Origin of the sequence: Pseudomonas sp. B21-032, assembly GCF_024748965.1 — a bacterium.
Lineage (GTDB): Bacteria > Pseudomonadota > Gammaproteobacteria > Pseudomonadales > Pseudomonadaceae > Aquipseudomonas.
Window position 1 is genome coordinate 1,305,015 of record NZ_CP087180.1, and the last position, 14,987, is coordinate 1,320,001.

Annotated in this window: 15 protein-coding genes; all 15 read left to right on the plus strand. The window is 61.1% G+C overall.

Annotation, left to right across the window (positions count from 1 at the left end):
- Positions 1-295 precede the first annotated feature (295 nt).
- The 15 genes from rpsB to rnhB all read left to right on the plus strand — a co-directional run bounded on the left by rpsB (position 296) and on the right by rnhB (position 14,882).
- Complete coding sequence (rpsB, locus tag LOY54_RS05905) at positions 296-1,036, plus strand: 30S ribosomal protein S2 (protein ID WP_045193628.1); 741 nt, start codon at positions 296-298, stop codon at positions 1,034-1,036.
- A gap of 192 nt (positions 1,037-1,228) precedes the next feature.
- Complete coding sequence (gene tsf / locus LOY54_RS05910) at positions 1,229-2,092, plus strand: translation elongation factor Ts (protein ID WP_045193627.1); 864 nt, start codon at positions 1,229-1,231, stop codon at positions 2,090-2,092.
- Between the two features lie 182 nt (positions 2,093-2,274).
- Positions 2,275-3,018 (plus strand): UMP kinase, encoded by a 744-nt coding sequence (pyrH, locus tag LOY54_RS05915; RefSeq protein ID WP_010224848.1) that lies wholly within the window; start codon positions 2,275-2,277, stop codon positions 3,016-3,018.
- Entirely contained in the window at positions 3,015-3,572 is a 558-nt protein-coding gene (frr, locus tag LOY54_RS05920; RefSeq protein WP_045193626.1) for a ribosome recycling factor, read from the plus strand. Before pyrH ends, frr begins: the two co-directional genes overlap by 4 nt.
- A gap of 18 nt (positions 3,573-3,590) precedes the next feature.
- Positions 3,591-4,346, plus strand: a complete 756-nt coding sequence (gene uppS / locus LOY54_RS05925) for a polyprenyl diphosphate synthase (RefSeq protein ID WP_010224846.1) — start codon at positions 3,591-3,593, stop codon at positions 4,344-4,346.
- Positions 4,346-5,161, plus strand: a complete 816-nt coding sequence (locus LOY54_RS05930; protein WP_045193625.1) for a phosphatidate cytidylyltransferase — start codon at positions 4,346-4,348, stop codon at positions 5,159-5,161. The genes uppS and LOY54_RS05930 overlap by 1 nt, the downstream gene beginning before the upstream one ends.
- Positions 5,158-6,348, plus strand: coding sequence for a 1-deoxy-D-xylulose-5-phosphate reductoisomerase (gene ispC / locus LOY54_RS05935; protein ID WP_258609806.1), 1,191 nt, complete (start codon positions 5,158-5,160; stop codon positions 6,346-6,348). The genes LOY54_RS05930 and ispC overlap by 4 nt, the downstream gene beginning before the upstream one ends.
- Positions 6,349-6,405: 57 nt before the next feature.
- Complete coding sequence (rseP, locus tag LOY54_RS05940) at positions 6,406-7,758, plus strand: RIP metalloprotease RseP (protein ID WP_258609808.1); 1,353 nt, start codon at positions 6,406-6,408, stop codon at positions 7,756-7,758.
- A 74-nt stretch (positions 7,759-7,832) separates the two neighbouring features.
- On the plus strand, positions 7,833-10,193 hold the full coding sequence (bamA, locus tag LOY54_RS05945; protein WP_045193621.1) for an outer membrane protein assembly factor BamA: 2,361 nt from the start codon (positions 7,833-7,835) through the stop codon (positions 10,191-10,193).
- Positions 10,194-10,237: 44 nt separating this feature from the next.
- Positions 10,238-10,741 (plus strand): OmpH family outer membrane protein, encoded by a 504-nt coding sequence (locus tag LOY54_RS05950; RefSeq protein ID WP_038996736.1) that lies wholly within the window; start codon positions 10,238-10,240, stop codon positions 10,739-10,741.
- A 2-nt stretch (positions 10,742-10,743) separates the two neighbouring features.
- Complete coding sequence (gene lpxD / locus LOY54_RS05955) at positions 10,744-11,799, plus strand: UDP-3-O-(3-hydroxymyristoyl)glucosamine N-acyltransferase (protein WP_045193620.1); 1,056 nt, start codon at positions 10,744-10,746, stop codon at positions 11,797-11,799.
- A gap of 110 nt (positions 11,800-11,909) precedes the next feature.
- The gene (gene fabZ, locus LOY54_RS05960; protein ID WP_010224833.1) at positions 11,910-12,350 is read left to right on the plus strand and encodes a 3-hydroxyacyl-ACP dehydratase FabZ; all 441 of its coding nucleotides are present in this window, start codon (positions 11,910-11,912) and stop codon (positions 12,348-12,350) included.
- Positions 12,347-13,123, plus strand: coding sequence for an acyl-ACP--UDP-N-acetylglucosamine O-acyltransferase (lpxA, locus tag LOY54_RS05965; protein ID WP_045193619.1), 777 nt, complete (start codon positions 12,347-12,349; stop codon positions 13,121-13,123). Before fabZ ends, lpxA begins: the two co-directional genes overlap by 4 nt.
- Before the next feature lies 1 nt (position 13,124).
- The gene (lpxB, locus tag LOY54_RS05970; RefSeq protein WP_093386671.1) at positions 13,125-14,252 is read left to right on the plus strand and encodes a lipid-A-disaccharide synthase; all 1,128 of its coding nucleotides are present in this window, start codon (positions 13,125-13,127) and stop codon (positions 14,250-14,252) included.
- On the plus strand, positions 14,253-14,882 hold the full coding sequence (rnhB, locus tag LOY54_RS05975; protein ID WP_093386668.1) for a ribonuclease HII: 630 nt from the start codon (positions 14,253-14,255) through the stop codon (positions 14,880-14,882).
- The last annotated feature ends 105 nt before the right edge of the window (positions 14,883-14,987 follow it).

A 14,987-nucleotide genomic window follows, 5' to 3' on the forward strand; every position in this document is an offset into this window, starting at 1 on the left:
GATTCTAACAGAGCGAAGCCCGATTCAGGCGGCTATGGCGCTGATACAGCCTTTATAATAGGGGCCATTCTGGCGCTAATGGGCGGTGTGTGCAAAAGCCGGTGACGTTCTATGGTAATTCGGGTTTCGCTCGGCGAGCTTGTGTGGTATAAAATGCGCCGCTTTCCGGGGATAGCTCCGCAAGCACTAAACCCACACACGTGTCGACACGATGACCTGGGTGCCTTTGATCTGCGGATCACGGGTTGGTCATTGGGATACGTGGAGGCCCAACCCGACTTATCAAGGAACTATCATGTCCCAAGTCAACATGCGCGATATGCTGAAGGCCGGTGTGCACTTCGGTCACCAAACCCGTTACTGGAACCCGAAAATGGGCAAGTACATTTTCGGCGCGCGCAACAAGATCCACATCATCAACCTTGAAAAAACCCTGCCAATGTTCAACGACGCACTGACTTTCGTCGAGCGTCTGGCCCAGGGCAAAAACAAGATTCTGTTCGTCGGCACCAAGCGTTCCGCTGGCAAGATCGTTGCTGAAGAAGCAGCACGTTGCGGTTCGCCGTACGTCGATCACCGCTGGTTGGGCGGCATGCTGACCAACTACAAGACCATCCGCGCTTCGATCAAGCGTCTGCGCGACCTGGAAACCCAGGCCGAAGACGGCACTTTCGCCAAGCTGACCAAGAAAGAAGCCCTGATGCGCTCCCGTGATCTGGAAAAACTGGATCGCAGCCTGGGCGGTATCAAGGACATGGGCGGCCTGCCTGATGCCCTGTTCGTGATCGACGTTGACCACGAGCGCATCGCTATCACCGAAGCCAACAAGCTGGGCATCCCGGTCATCGGCGTTGTCGATACCAACTCCAGCCCAGAAGGCGTTGACTACATCATCCCAGGTAACGATGACGCCATCCGCGCTATCCAGCTGTACATGGGTTCGATGGCTGACGCCGTGATCCGTGGCCGCAACAACGTTGCTGGCGGTACCGAAGTGTACGCCGAAGAAGCAGCAGCACCGGCTGCCGAAGCCTGAGTAACTGACGCTTAGCGTCTACTCGGCACGCGAAAAGGGGGCTTTGCCCCCTTTTTGCCACCTTGAAATCCTCCTGTCAGCATCGCCGTTGCAACCTTGTTACTGCATGAGTGCTGGCAAGTGGATTTACAGAATTGAACGCCCGTCAGTATCGGGTGGAATGGTTGAAAACCTATCCAAGAGGATTTTGAAATGGCAGAGATTACTGCAGCGCTGGTCAAAGAACTGCGCGAGCGTACCGGCGAAGGCATGATGGACTGCAAGAAGGCCCTGACCAAGGCCGGCGGCGACATCGAAAAAGCCATCGACGACATGCGTGCTTCGGGCGCCATCAAGGCCGCCAAAAAGGCTGGCAACGTTGCTGCTGAAGGCGCTATCGCCATCAAGGCCGACGACAAGTCCGCCGTCCTGCTGGAAGTGAACTCGCAGACCGACTTCCTGGCCCTGCAAGACGACTTCAAAAACTTCGTCGCTGAAAGCGTTGAACAGGCTTTCGCTGAAAAACTGACCGACGCCGCTCCGCTGATCGCTTCGCGTGAAGCTGCTCGTGAAGCGCTGGTTGCCAAGGTTGGTGAGAACGTCAACATCCGTCGCCTGGTGCGCGTTGAAGGTGACGTTGTCGGTACCTACCTGCACGGTAACAAGATCGGTGTTGCTGTTGTCCTGAAGGGCGGCGACGTCCAGCTGGCCAAAGAAATCGCCATGCACGTGGCTGCCAGCAACCCAGAGTTCCTCAACCCTTCGGAAGTCTCCGCTGAAGCAATCGAGCGCGAGAAGGCTGTATTCATGCAGCTGAACGAAGAGAAGATGAAGGGCAAGCCTGAGAACATCGTCGCCAACATGATCGACGGTCGCATCAAGAAGTTCCTGGCCGAAGCTTCGCTGGTCGAGCAAGCCTTCGTCATGAACCCGGAAGTCAAGGTTGGCGAGCTGGCCAAGAAAGCCGGTGCTGAAATCGTTTCGTTCACCTACTTCAAAGTAGGCGAAGGCATCGAGAAGCCGGTCGACAACTTCGCTGAAGAAGTTGCTGCCCAGCTGGCTGCTGCCAAGCAATAAGACAGATTCACCTCTGTCGCCCCGAAGAGGCTGCCCGCTCACGCGCGCAGCCTCTTTGTCAAAGCGAGAGCGGTTTACGAGACCGCCTTTCGCTGGCGCAGTAGCTGCGCCACGCTAGAGTTACGCGCAGGCTGAAAACAGCCCGCCAGATTTTTTTACAAACGCCGCAGGAGAGATTCGCAATGGCTCAGCAGGGCAGTGGTTATCAAGCTCGCTATAAACGCATTCTACTCAAGCTTAGCGGCGAGGCCCTGATGGGCTCGGAAGAGTTCGGGATCGACCCCAAGGTCCTGGATCGCATGGCGCTGGAAGTCGGCCAGCTGGTCGGCATCGGTGTTCAGGTAGGTTTGGTGATCGGTGGTGGCAACCTGTTCCGTGGTGCGGCGCTCAGTGCAGCCGGCATGGACCGCGTCACTGGCGACCACATGGGCATGCTGGCGACCGTGATGAATGGCTTGGCCATGCGCGATGCGCTTGAGCGCGCCAACATTACCGCGATCGTCATGTCGGCCATCTCCATGGTTGGCGTTACCGATCACTATGATCGTCGCAAAGCCATGCGCCACTTGAACTCCAAAGAAGTGGTCATCTTCGCTGCCGGTACCGGCAACCCGTTCTTCACCACCGACTCCGCCGCTTGCCTGCGCGCCATCGAAATCGATGCCGACGTGGTATTGAAGGCAACCAAGGTCGATGGTGTATACACTGCAGATCCATTCAAAGACCCGCATGCCGAGAAGTTCGATCATCTGACCTACGATGAAGTGCTGGATCGCAAGCTGGGCGTGATGGACCTGACGGCAATCTGCCTTTGCCGCGATCACAAGATGCCGCTGCGCGTCTTCAACATGAACAAGCCCGGCGCCCTGCTGAACATCGTGCATGGCGGCGCTGAAGGAACTCTGATCGAGGAAGTTCAAAAATGATCAACGAAATCAAGAAAGACGCTCAAGCGCGTATGCAGAAATCCCTGGAGTCTCTGGCTTATGCGTTCGGCCAGATTCGCACCGGCAAGGCACACCCAAGCATCCTGGCAAGCGTGATGGTGCCTTACTACGGTACCGACACCCCGATCAGCGGCGTCGCCAACGTCACCGTTAAAGATTCGCGCACCCTGCAGGTCGTGGCTTTCGAGCGCAACATGCTCGCTGCCGTTGACAAGGCCATCCAGAGCGCCGGTTTGAACCTCAACCCGACCAACCTGGGTGAGTTGCTGCTGATCACCATGCCAGCCCTGACTGAAGAAACCCGCAAGGGCTTCACCAAGCAGGCGCGCAGTGCGGCCGAAGACGCTCGCGTGGCTGTGCGCAACATTCGCCGCGATGCTCTGGGTGAACTGAAGAAGCTGGTCAAAGACAAGGAAATCAGCGAAGACGAAGAACGTCGCGCCATCGCTGATATCGACAAGCTGACGAAAGATACCGAGGCCCAGATCACCAAGGCCACCGAAGAGAAAGAAAAGGACCTGATGGCCGTTTAAGGGTCGGGACTTTTTTTAATGGAAAAGACCAAGCAAGGTGTGTCCCCATCGGTGCCGCGCCATGTCGCGATCATCATGGATGGGAATAATCGCTGGGCGAAGAAGCGCCTGTTGCCCGGTGTCGCCGGGCACAAGGCCGGTGTCGATGCGGTGCGCGCGGTCATCGAAGTGTGCGCCGAGGCCAAGGTCGAGGTGCTGACCCTGTTCGCCTTTTCCAGCGAGAACTGGCAGCGCCCGGCCGAAGAGGTCGGAGCGTTGATGGAGTTGTTCTTCTCGGCCTTGCGCCGGGAAGCCAAGCGCCTCAACGACAACAATATCAGCCTGCGCATCATCGGTGACCGCTCGCGCTTTCACCCTGAGCTGCAGGCTGCCATGCGTGAGGCCGAAGCGGCGACCGCCGGCGCCAATCGATTCATCCTGCAGATCGCCGCCAACTACGGTGGTCAGTGGGATATCGCCCAGGCCGCCCAGCGCCTGGCGCGGGAAGTCCAGGCCGGTCACCTGCGCCCGGACGACATCACCCCCGAGCTGCTGCAGACCTGCCTGGCGACAGGCGACCTGCCGCTGCCCGATCTGTGCATCCGTACCGGTGGTGAGCACCGCATCAGCAATTTCTTGCTGTGGCAGCTGGCCTACGCCGAGTTGTACTTTTCCGACCTGTTCTGGCCGGACTTCAAACACGAGGCCATGCGTACTGCGCTGGCCGATTTCGCTTCGCGCCAGCGCCGCTTCGGTAAAACCAGCGAGCAGGTCGAAGCTGGAGCCCGTGCTTAATGCTTAAACAACGCATCATTACTGCGCTGATCCTGTTGCCGATCGCCCTGTGTGGCTTCTTCCTGCTGAACGGCGGCGACTTTGCCCTGTTCATCGGCGTGGTGGTGACCCTTGGCGCCTGGGAATGGGCACGCCTGGCCGGCCTGGTCGGCCAGGCCCTGCGGGTGGCGTACGCGGCTGTAGTTGCAGGGCTGCTGATGCTGCTCTACCTGATGCCGGAACTGGCGCCGTGGGTATTGGGCGCGTCGGTGTTGTGGTGGGGGCTGGCGACCTGGCTGGTATTGACCTACCCGCGCAGCAGCGAGCTGTGGGCCAGCGTGGCCTGCCGCTTGCTGATCGGTTTGCTTATCCTGCTGCCGGCCTGGCAAGGCCTGGTGTTGCTCAAGCAATGGCCGCTGGGCAACTGGCTGATCATGGCGGTCATGGTGCTGGTCTGGGGGGCGGATATCGGTGCGTATTTCTCCGGCCGTGCCTTCGGCAAGCGCAAGCTGGCCCCGCAGGTCAGCCCGGGCAAGAGCTGGGAAGGCGTCTATGGCGGCCTGGCCCTGAGCCTGGTGATTACCGCGGCGGTGGGTATCTACCGTGACTGGAGCATCGGCGAGCTGTTGCTGGGCTTGTTGGGCGCAGGCGTGGTGGTGCTGGTATCGGTGGTGGGTGACCTGACCGAAAGCATGTTCAAGCGCCGCTCCGGGATCAAGGACAGCAGCAACCTGCTGCCCGGTCACGGCGGCGTGCTGGACCGTATCGACAGCCTCACTGCGGCGATCCCGGTGTTTGCGGTGCTGCTCTGGGCAGCCAATTGGGGCGTGATGTGAGCGGCGTGCAGCGTATTACCGTACTGGGTGCGACCGGTTCCATTGGTCTTAGCACCCTCGATGTAATTGCCCGTCACCCGGATCGTTACCAGGTGTTTGCCCTGAGCGGCTATTCGCGCTTGCAGGAGTTGCTGGCACTGTGTCTGCGTCACACCCCGGTATTTGCCGTGGTGCCTTCGGCCGAGGCTGCACAGCAACTGCGTGAAGGTCTGGCAACTGCAGGTTCGAGCACCGAGGTGCTGGTCGGTGAGCAGGGCTTGTGCCAGGTGGCTGCGGCTGCCGAGGTCGATGCCGTGATGGCGGCGATTGTCGGCGCCGCCGGCCTGCGTCCGACCCTGGCGGCGGTCGAGGCGGGCAAGAAGGTGCTGCTGGCCAACAAGGAAGCGCTGGTGATGTCTGGCGCCTTGTTCATGCAGGCAGTGCGGCGCAGTGGCGCTGTACTGCTGCCGATCGACAGTGAGCACAATGCGATCTTCCAGTGCCTGCCGGGTGATTATTCCCGCGGCCTGGCCCAGGTAGGCGTGCGCCGCATCCTGTTGACCGCCTCCGGCGGGCCGTTTCGTGAAACGCCGATGGCCGAGCTCATGGATGTCAGCCCCGAGCAGGCCTGTGCCCACCCGAACTGGTCGATGGGCCGCAAGATTTCCGTCGACTCGGCAAGCATGATGAACAAGGGCCTGGAGTTGATCGAGGCCTGCTGGCTGTTCGATGCCCGGCCCAGCCAGGTCGAGGTGGTGGTGCACCCGCAAAGTGTGATCCACTCGCTGGTCGATTATGTCGATGGGTCGGTGCTGGCCCAGTTGGGCAACCCGGACATGCGCACGCCGATCGCCAATGCCCTGGCCTGGCCGGAGCGGATCGATTCGGGGGTGGCACCACTGGACCTGTTCGCGGTTGCCCGCCTGGACTTCAAGGCCCCGGACGAGCAGCGTTTCCCGTGCTTGCGCCTGGCCCGCGAGGCGGCGGAGGCAGGCAACAGTGCGCCGGCGATGCTCAACGCGGCCAATGAAGTGGCGGTGGAGGCATTTCTCCAGCGGCGCATCCGCTTCCCCGAGATCGCGAGTATGATCGAACAAGTGCTCGATCAGGAGCCGGTGGTTGCGGTCGAGTCGCTTGATGCGGTGTTTGCCGCCGATCAGCGCGCGCGGCAACTGGCCGGACAATGGTTGGCTCATCACGGCCGCTGAGGTCTGGCGCAGTAATGCGTCAGGCCCGGTGCCGCTGAACGTCATTCGGAGAGAGACATGAGTGCGCTCTACATGATTATCGGCACCCTGGTGGCATTGGGTGTGCTGGTCACCTTTCACGAATTTGGTCACTTCTGGGTGGCCCGGCGTTGCGGCGTCAAGGTTTTGCGTTTCTCCGTGGGTTTTGGCATGCCGCTGTTGCGCTGGCACGACCGCCATGGCACCGAGTTCGTGGTTGCGGCGATCCCGCTGGGCGGCTACGTGAAAATGCTCGATGAGCGCGAAGGCGAAGTGCCACGCGACCAGGTCGAGCAGTCGTTCAACCGCAAGTCGGTGCGTCAGCGAATCGCAATTGTGGCGGCGGGCCCGGTGGCCAACTTTCTGTTGGCGATTTTTTTCTTCTGGATTCTGGCCATGGTCGGCACCCAGCAGGAGCGCCCGGTCATTGGTGCGGTCGAGGCCGGGAGTATTGCCGAGGTGGCCGGGCTCAAGGCAGGCCAGGAAATTGTTTCCATTGATGGCAAACCGACCAGTGGCTGGGCTGCGGTCAACCTGCAACTGATCCGTCGACTGGGCGAGAGTGGCCAGTTGCACATCAGCGTGCGGGAAGAGGGTGCGAGCGTCGACAGCCCCCACGTGCTGACCCTGAACAACTGGCTCAAGGGCGCCGACGAGCCCGACCCGATCCGCTCCCTGGGCCTGCGCCTGTGGCGCCCGGCGTTGCCGCCGGTGCTGGCTGAACTCGACCCCAAGGGCCCGGCGCAGGCCGCGGGGCTGAAAACCGGCGACCGTCTGCTGGCCCTCGATGGCCAGGTGCTGAACGACTGGCAACAAGTGGTTGATACCGTGCGTGGCCGCGCTGGCAGCAAGATTGTCCTGCGCATCGAGCGTGACGGCGCGCCGCTGGAACTGCCGGTAACCCTGGCCAGCCGCGGCGAAGGCCAATCGGCCACGGGTTACCTCGGGGCCGGGGTCAAGGCGGTGAAATGGCCGGATGCCATGCTTCGCGAGGTCAGCTATGGGCCGCTCGAGGCTGTGGCGGAGGGGCTTTCACGCACCTGGAACATGAGCGTGCTGACCCTCGAATCGCTGAAGAAAATGCTGTTCGGCGAGCTCTCGGTAAAAAACTTGAGCGGACCGATAACCATTGCTAAAGTGGCGGGCGCTTCGGCCCAGTCCGGCGTTGGAGATTTCCTGAATTTCCTCGCCTACCTGAGCATTAGCCTGGGGGTTCTTAATTTGCTGCCCATTCCTGTACTGGATGGGGGGCATTTGCTGTTCTACCTGATCGAGTGGGCGCGTGGTCGTCCGCTCTCGGATCGGGTGCAAGGTTGGGGGATCCAGATCGGTATCAGTTTGGTAGTCGGGGTGATGTTGCTTGCCCTGATCAACGATTTGGGTCGACTGTAAAGCTTCGCTCAATTGCGAACCTGCCGCGTCCCGCGGCGGGTCGTTTATTGCCAGTTGGAATAAGAAAGGACTTCATGAAACGTCTGCTGCTAACTGCGGTTCTCGCCGTACTGATGATCGCTGAAGTTCACGCCGAGTCCTTCACCATCTCCGATATTCGTGTCAATGGTCTGCAGCGGGTTTCCGCGGGCAGCGTTTTTGGTGCCTTGCCATTGAACGTCGGCGATGAGGCCGATGACCGGCGCCTGGTGGAATCCACCCGGTCCCTGTTCAAGACCGGATTCTTCCAGGACATCCAACTGAGCCGGGACGGCAACGTCCTGATCATTACCGTGGTCGAGCGTCCTTCGGTGTCGAGCATCGAGATCGAAGGCAACAAGGCGATCAGCACCGAAGACCTGATGAAGGGTCTGAAGCAGTCCGGTCTGTCCGAAGGCGAGATCTTCCAGCGTGCCACCCTTGAAGGCGTGCGCAACGAACTGCAGCGCCAGTACGTTGCCCAGGGCCGCTACTCGGCCGAGGTCGACACCGAAGTGGTGCCGCAGCCGCGCAACCGCGTGGGCCTGAAGATCAAGATCAACGAAGGCACCGTTGCTGCCATCCAGCACATCAACGTGGTCGGCAACACCGTCTTCGCCGATGAAGACCTGATCGGCCTGTTCGAGCTCAAGACCACCAACTGGCTGTCGTTCTTCAAGAACGATGACAAGTACGCCCGCGAAAAACTCTCCGGTGACCTGGAACGCCTGCGTTCCTACTACCTGGACCGCGGCTACATCAACATGGACATCGCTTCCACCCAGGTGTCGATCACCCCGGACAAGAAGCACGTCTACATCACCGTCAACGTCAACGAAGGCGAGAAGTACACCGTTCGTGACGTCAAGCTTTCCGGCGACCTCAAGGTGCCTGAAGACCAGGTCAAGTCGCTGCTGCTGGTACAGCCTGGCCAGGTATTCTCGCGCAAGGTGATGACCACCACCTCCGAGCTGATCACCCGTCGCCTGGGTAACGAGGGCTACACCTTCGCCAACGTCAACGGCGTGCCGCAGCCGCACGACGAAGACCACACCGTCGACATCATGTTCGTGGTCGACCCGGGCAAGCGTGCCTACGTCAACCGCATCAACTTCCGTGGCAACACCAAGTCCGAGGACGAAGTGCTGCGTCGTGAAATGCGCCAGATGGAAGGCGGCTGGGCGTCGACCTACCTGATCGACCAGTCCAAGACCCGTCTGGAGCGCCTGGGCTTCTTCAAGGAAGTCAACGTCGAGACCCCGGCCGTTCCGGGCACCGACGACCAGGTCGACGTCAACTACAGCGTTGAAGAGCAAGCCTCCGGTTCGATCACCGCCAGCGTCGGTTTCGCCCAGAGCGCAGGTCTGATCCTCGGTGGTTCGATCAGCCAGAACAACTTCCTCGGTACCGGTAACAAGGTTTCCCTGGGCCTGACCCGCAGTGAATACCAGAGCCGTTACAACTTCGGCTATGTCGACCCCTACTGGACTGCCGACGGCGTCAGCCTGGGCTACAACGCCTTCTATCGCACCACCGACTACGATGACCTCGACGTCGACGTGGCAAGCTATGCGGTCGACAGCCTGGGTGCCGGTGTCAGCGTCGGTTACCCGATCAGCGAAACCTCGCGCCTGACCTTCGGCCTGACCGTACAGCAGGACGAGATCAAGACCGGTAAGTACACTGTTGACGAGATCTTCAAGTTCGTTAACGAAGAAGGCGACAAGTACCTGAACTTCAAGGCCTCGGCCGGTTGGTCCGAGTCGACCCTGAACAAGGGCGTACTGGCTACTCGCGGTCACTCGCAAAGCCTGGTGCTGGAAGCCACTACCCCGGGTAGCGACCTGTCGTTCTTCAAACTGGATTATCGTGGCCAGCTGTTCAAGCCAATCAATAACGACTACACCCTGCGCCTGCACACCGAACTGGGCTATGGTGACGGTTTTGGCGGCACTTCAGGCCTGCCGTTCTACGAGAACTACTACGCCGGTGGTTTCAACTCGGTTCGTGGCTTCAAGGACAGCAGTCTCGGTCCACGCAGTACCCCGAGCCGTGGCGCGGATGTCACCGGTAACCAGGGCACCATCGCCGACCCGGATCAGGACCCGCTGCCATTTGGTGGTAACGTTCTCGTCCAGGGTGGTGTAGAGCTGCTGTTCCCGCTGCCGTTCGTCAAGGACCAACGCTCGCTGCGCACCTCGGTCTTCTGGGATGTGGGTAACGTTTTCGACACCAACTGCGGTTCCAAGCCGGACTGCGAGAAGGTCGGCCTGTCGGGCCTGGCCAGCTCCGTCGGCCTGGGCGTGACCTGGATTACCGCGCTCGGTCCGTTGAGCTTCAGCCTGGCAATGCCGGTGAAGAAGCCGGACGAAGCCGATACCCAGGTGTTCCAATTCTCTCTGGGCCAGACCTTCTAAGGTCTGCCCCTTGCTAACGACAACGGATTCTGTAGGAGTGCATCGTGCGTAAGTTGACTCAACTGGCAGTACTGGCTGCGACCCTGATCGCAACCCCGGCTTTCGCCGAAATGAAAGTTGCTGTGCTGAACTATCAAATGGCCCTGCTCGAATCGGACGCGGCGAAGAAGTACGCCGTCGATGCCGAGAAGAAATTCGGCCCGCAGCTGACCAAGCTGAAGAACCTGGAAAGCAGCGCCAAGGGCATTGCCGACCGCATCCGTGCCGGTGGCGACAAGATGGCCCAGCCAGAGCGCGAGCGCCTGGAGCTTGAATACAAGCAAAAGGCCCGTGACTTCCAGTTCCAGTCCAAGGAGCTGAACGAGTCCAAGGCCGTGGCCGACCGCGAAATGCTCAAGCAACTGAAGCCCAAGCTGGATGGCGCAGTTGAAGAAGTGATCAAGAAAGGCGGTTTCGACCTGGTTCTCGAGCGTGGCGCGGTCATTGATGTCAAACCTCAGTACGACATCACCCGCCAGGTCATCGAGCGCATGAACCAGTCCCGTTGATCATGACCGTGACCATGAAACTCGGTCAGCTGGCCGAGTTCCTCGGAGCCACCCTGAGTGGCCCCGAGGAGCTGGAAATCACTGGCCTGGCAACCCTTCAGGAAGCCGGGCCTGGGCAGTTGAGCTTCCTCGCCAACCCACAGTACCGCAAGTACCTGGGTGAAACCCAGGCGGCGGCGATCCTGCTCAAGCCGGCCGACGCCGAAGGTTTTGCCGGCAACGCCCTGATCGTTCCCGACCCGTACCTCGCCTACGCGCGCATCTCCCACCTGTTCGATCCAAAGCCCAGGGCTGTAGCGGGAATTCATCCCAGCGCCGTGGTTGCCGCCGATGCCCAGGTCGATGCCAGCGCCAGCATTGGTGCCTGCGCGGTGATCGAGAGCGGTGCGCAGATCGGCCCGGGTGTGACTATCGGTGCCCAGTGCTTCATCGGCGCGCGCTGCGTGATCGGTGAGGGCGGCTGGCTGGCCCCGCGGGTGACCCTGTACCACGACGTGCGTATCGGCAAGCGTGTGGTCATTCAGTCGGGCGCAGTGATCGGCGGCGAAGGCTTCGGCTTTGCCAACGAGAAAGGCGTGTGGCAGAAGATCGCCCAGATCGGCGGCGTGAGCATCGGCGATGATGTCGAGATCGGCGTCAACACTGCGGTCGACCGCGGCGCACTGGCCGACACCCGCATCGGTGACGGGGTCAAGCTCGACAACCAGATCCAGATCGCCCATAACGTGCAGATCGGCGATCATACGGCGATGGCGGCGTGTGTCGGGATTTCCGGCAGCACCAAGATCGGCAAGCATTGCACCATTGCCGGCGGTGTCGGCATGGTTGGACACATCGATGTCTGCGACAACGTTTTCGTATCCGGGATGACCATGGTGACGCGCTCGATTACCGAGCCAGGCGCTTATTCTTCCGGTACGGCGATGCAGCCGCTGGCCGAGTGGCGCAAAAGCGCCGCGCGAATTCGCCAGCTGGATGAGATGTCAAAACGCCTTCAACAACTGGAAAAGCGTCTCGCCGCCGTGACCTCTGGCGATAAAGCTTCATCAGAAGGCTGATACCATTTCCTGATCAAGAGCGAACAGCCCTAGACTGACTCTTTGATTTGCTAAAGGAGCGCCGTGTGAAAACCGGCGCTCCCTATCTTTACTACAGGCTTCCCCCCGAAATGATGGACATCAACGAGATTCGCGAATACCTGCCTCACCGTTACCCGTTCCTGCTGGTGGACCGGGTGGTGGAACTGGACGTCGAGGCCCAGCGCATTCGTGCCTACAAGAATGTCAGCATCAACGAACCTTTCTTCAATGGTCACTTCCCGGCGCACCCGATCATGCCGGGCGTGCTGATCATCGAGGCCATGGCCCAGGCGGCCGGTATCCTCGGCTTCAAGATGCTCGACGTCAAACCTGCGGACGGTACCCTGTACTACTTCGTCGGTTCCGACAAGCTGCGCTTCCGCCAGCCGGTGCTGCCGGGTGACCAGCTGATCCTCGAGGCCAAGTTCATCAGCTGCAAGCGCCAGATCTGGAAGTTCGAGTGCCAGGCGTCGGTTGACGGCAAGCCGGTATGCTCGGCCGAGATCATCTGCGCGGAACGCAAACTATGAGTTTGATTGACCCTCGGGCAATCATCGATCCATCGGCGAAGCTCGCCGACGGTGTCGAGGTAGGCCCTTGGTCGATCATCGGTGCCGGGGTCGAGATCGGCGAGGGGACCGTGATCGGTCCGCACGTGATTCTCAAAGGGCCGACCCGCATCGGTCGGCACAACCGCATCTACCAGTTTTCTTCGGTAGGCGAAGACACCCCTGACCTCAAGTACAAGGGTGAAGCCACGCGCCTGGTGATCGGTGATCACAATGTGATCCGCGAAGGCGTGACCATCCACCGTGGCACCGTGCAGGACCGCTCGGAAACCACCCTGGGTGATCACAACCTGATCATGGCCTATGCCCACATCGGTCACGACAGCGTCATCGGCAACCACTGCATCCTGGTCAACAACACCGCGCTGGCTGGCCATGTGCACGTCGACGACTGGGCGATCCTTTCCGGGTTCACCCTGGTCCATCAGTTCTGCCACATCGGCGCCCACAGCTTTTCCGGCATGGGCACGGCGATCGGCAAGGACGTGCCGGCCTACGTCACGGTGTTCGGCAACCCGGCCGAAGCGCGCAGCATGAACTTCGAGGGCATGCGCCGTCGTGGTTTCAGCGAAGACGCCATTCACGCCCTGCGCCGCGCCTACAAGGTGGTCTACCGCCAGGGCCTGACCGTCGAGCAGGCGATTGCCGAGCTGGCCGAGCCGGCTACCCAGTTCCCTGAAGTCGACGTGTTCCTCAAGTCGATCCAGAACTCCACCCGCGGCATCACCCGCTGACATGGCCGAGCTTTGTGTAGCGCTGGTGGCAGGTGAGGCCAGCGGCGATATTCTCGGCGCCGGGTTGATGCGCGCGCTCAAGGCGCGTCATCCGCAGGTACGCTTCATTGGCGTGGGTGGGCCGTTGATGCAGGCTGAAGGCCTGACTTCGTACTTCCCCATGGAACGCCTGGCGGTGATGGGCCTGGTCGAGGTGCTAGGGCGCCTGCGCGAGCTGCTCAAGCGCCGCAAGGAGCTGATCCAGACCCTGATCGCCGAGCGCCCGGATGTGTTCATCGGCATCGATGCCCCGGATTTTACCCTCAACATCGAACTGAACCTGCGCAAGGCCGGGATCAAGACCGTGCATTACGTCAGCCCGTCGGTCTGGGCCTGGCGGCAGAAGCGCGTGCTGAAGATTCGCGAAGGTTGCGACCTGATGCTCACGCTGTTTCCGTTCGAAGCCAAATTCTATGAAGAGAAGGGCGTGCCGGTGCGCTTCGTCGGCCACCCGTTGGCCGACAGCATTCCGCTGGACGCCGATCGGGCTGGTGCCCGTGAACAGCTGGGCCTGGCCGACGGGCCGCTGGTTGCCCTGATGCCCGGCAGCCGTGGCGGTGAAGTAGGGCGCCTGGGTGCGCTGTTTCTTGATACCGCCCAGCGTTTGCGCGAGCTGGTGCCGGGGGTACGTTTTATATCCCCGTGTGCCAATGCCGAGCGCCGTGCCCAGCTTGAGCAGATGCTCCAGGGCCGCGACCTGCCGGTGACCCTGCTCGACGGTCGCTCGCACCAGGCCCTGGCCGCCTGCGACGCGGTGCTGATCGCCTCTGGTACCGCCACCCTCGAAGCGCTGCTGTTCAAGCGGCCGATGGTGGTTGCCTACCGCTTGGCGCCGCTGACCTACTGGATTTTGAAACGCCTGGTAAAAAGCCCCTACGTGTCGCTGCCCAACCTGCTGGCCCAGCGCATGCTGGTGCCCGAGTTGCTGCAGGAAGCTGCCACTGCTGAGGCCCTGGCCCAGACCCTGGCGCCACTGGTGCACGGTGGTGTGCAGCAGACCGAAGGCTTTGACCAGATTCACCGTACCCTGCGCCGCGATGCCTCGAACCAGGCAGCTGACGCGGTGCTGGCCCTGCTGGAAAACCGATAGATGCAAATGGGATTGGACTTCAACCTGGTCGAGGACCTGGTCGCCGGTGTCGACGAAGTGGGCCGTGGCCCGCTGTGCGGCGCAGTGGTGACGGCGGCGGTGATTCTCGACCCGCAGCGGCCGATTCTGGGGCTCAACGACTCGAAGAAGCTCACCGAAGCCAAGCGTGAAAAGCTTTTTGACGAGATTTGTGAGAAGGCCCTGAGCTTCTGCATCGCCCGCGCCGAGGTCGAGGAAATCGACCAGCTCAACATCCTTCACGCCACCATGCTGGCCATGCAGCGTGCCGTCGAAGGCCTGAGCGTCACCCCGAAACTGGCGCTGATCGACGGTAACCGCTGCCCGCAGCTGTCGGTACCGGCGGCGCCGGTGGTCAAGGGCGATAGCCAGGTGCCGGCGATTGCCGCGGCATCGATCCTGGCCAAGGTCACCCGTGACCGCGAGATGGCGGCGTTCGAGCTGATCTACCCCGGCTACGGCATTGGCGGGCACAAGGGCTACCCGACGCCGGTGCACCTCGAAGCCCTGGCGCGCCTGGGGCCGACGCCGATTCACCGGCGCTCGTTCGCACCGGTACGCGCCGCCTACGAAGCCCGCGACGCCATCAGCAGCGGATTTGCCGAGGTCTGACCGGGCGCGGCAGGCGTCAGTAGTCAGGATCGCCCCGCACTGGCTGTTGTTTTGATCAGGGCCCGGTACAATCCGGGCCTTGTTGTTTTGTGCTGCTATAGGATC

Coding starts and splice junctions, on each gene's coding strand:
- rpsB (WP_045193628.1), top strand. CDS start 296: ATGTCCCAAGTCAACATGCGCGATATGCTGAAGGCCGGTGTGCACTTC.
- tsf (WP_045193627.1), top strand. CDS start 1,229: ATGGCAGAGATTACTGCAGCGCTGGTCAAAGAACTGCGCGAGCGTACC.
- pyrH (WP_010224848.1), top strand. CDS start 2,275: ATGGCTCAGCAGGGCAGTGGTTATCAAGCTCGCTATAAACGCATTCTA.
- frr (WP_045193626.1), top strand. CDS start 3,015: ATGATCAACGAAATCAAGAAAGACGCTCAAGCGCGTATGCAGAAATCC.
- uppS (WP_010224846.1), top strand. CDS start 3,591: ATGGAAAAGACCAAGCAAGGTGTGTCCCCATCGGTGCCGCGCCATGTC.
- LOY54_RS05930 (WP_045193625.1), top strand. CDS start 4,346: ATGCTTAAACAACGCATCATTACTGCGCTGATCCTGTTGCCGATCGCC.
- rseP (WP_258609808.1), top strand. CDS start 6,406: ATGAGTGCGCTCTACATGATTATCGGCACCCTGGTGGCATTGGGTGTG.
- bamA (WP_045193621.1), top strand. CDS start 7,833: ATGAAACGTCTGCTGCTAACTGCGGTTCTCGCCGTACTGATGATCGCT.
- lpxD (WP_045193620.1), top strand. CDS start 10,744: ATGACCGTGACCATGAAACTCGGTCAGCTGGCCGAGTTCCTCGGAGCC.
- fabZ (WP_010224833.1), top strand. CDS start 11,910: ATGATGGACATCAACGAGATTCGCGAATACCTGCCTCACCGTTACCCG.
- lpxA (WP_045193619.1), top strand. CDS start 12,347: ATGAGTTTGATTGACCCTCGGGCAATCATCGATCCATCGGCGAAGCTC.
- lpxB (WP_093386671.1), top strand. CDS start 13,125: ATGGCCGAGCTTTGTGTAGCGCTGGTGGCAGGTGAGGCCAGCGGCGAT.
- rnhB (WP_093386668.1), top strand. CDS start 14,253: ATGCAAATGGGATTGGACTTCAACCTGGTCGAGGACCTGGTCGCCGGT.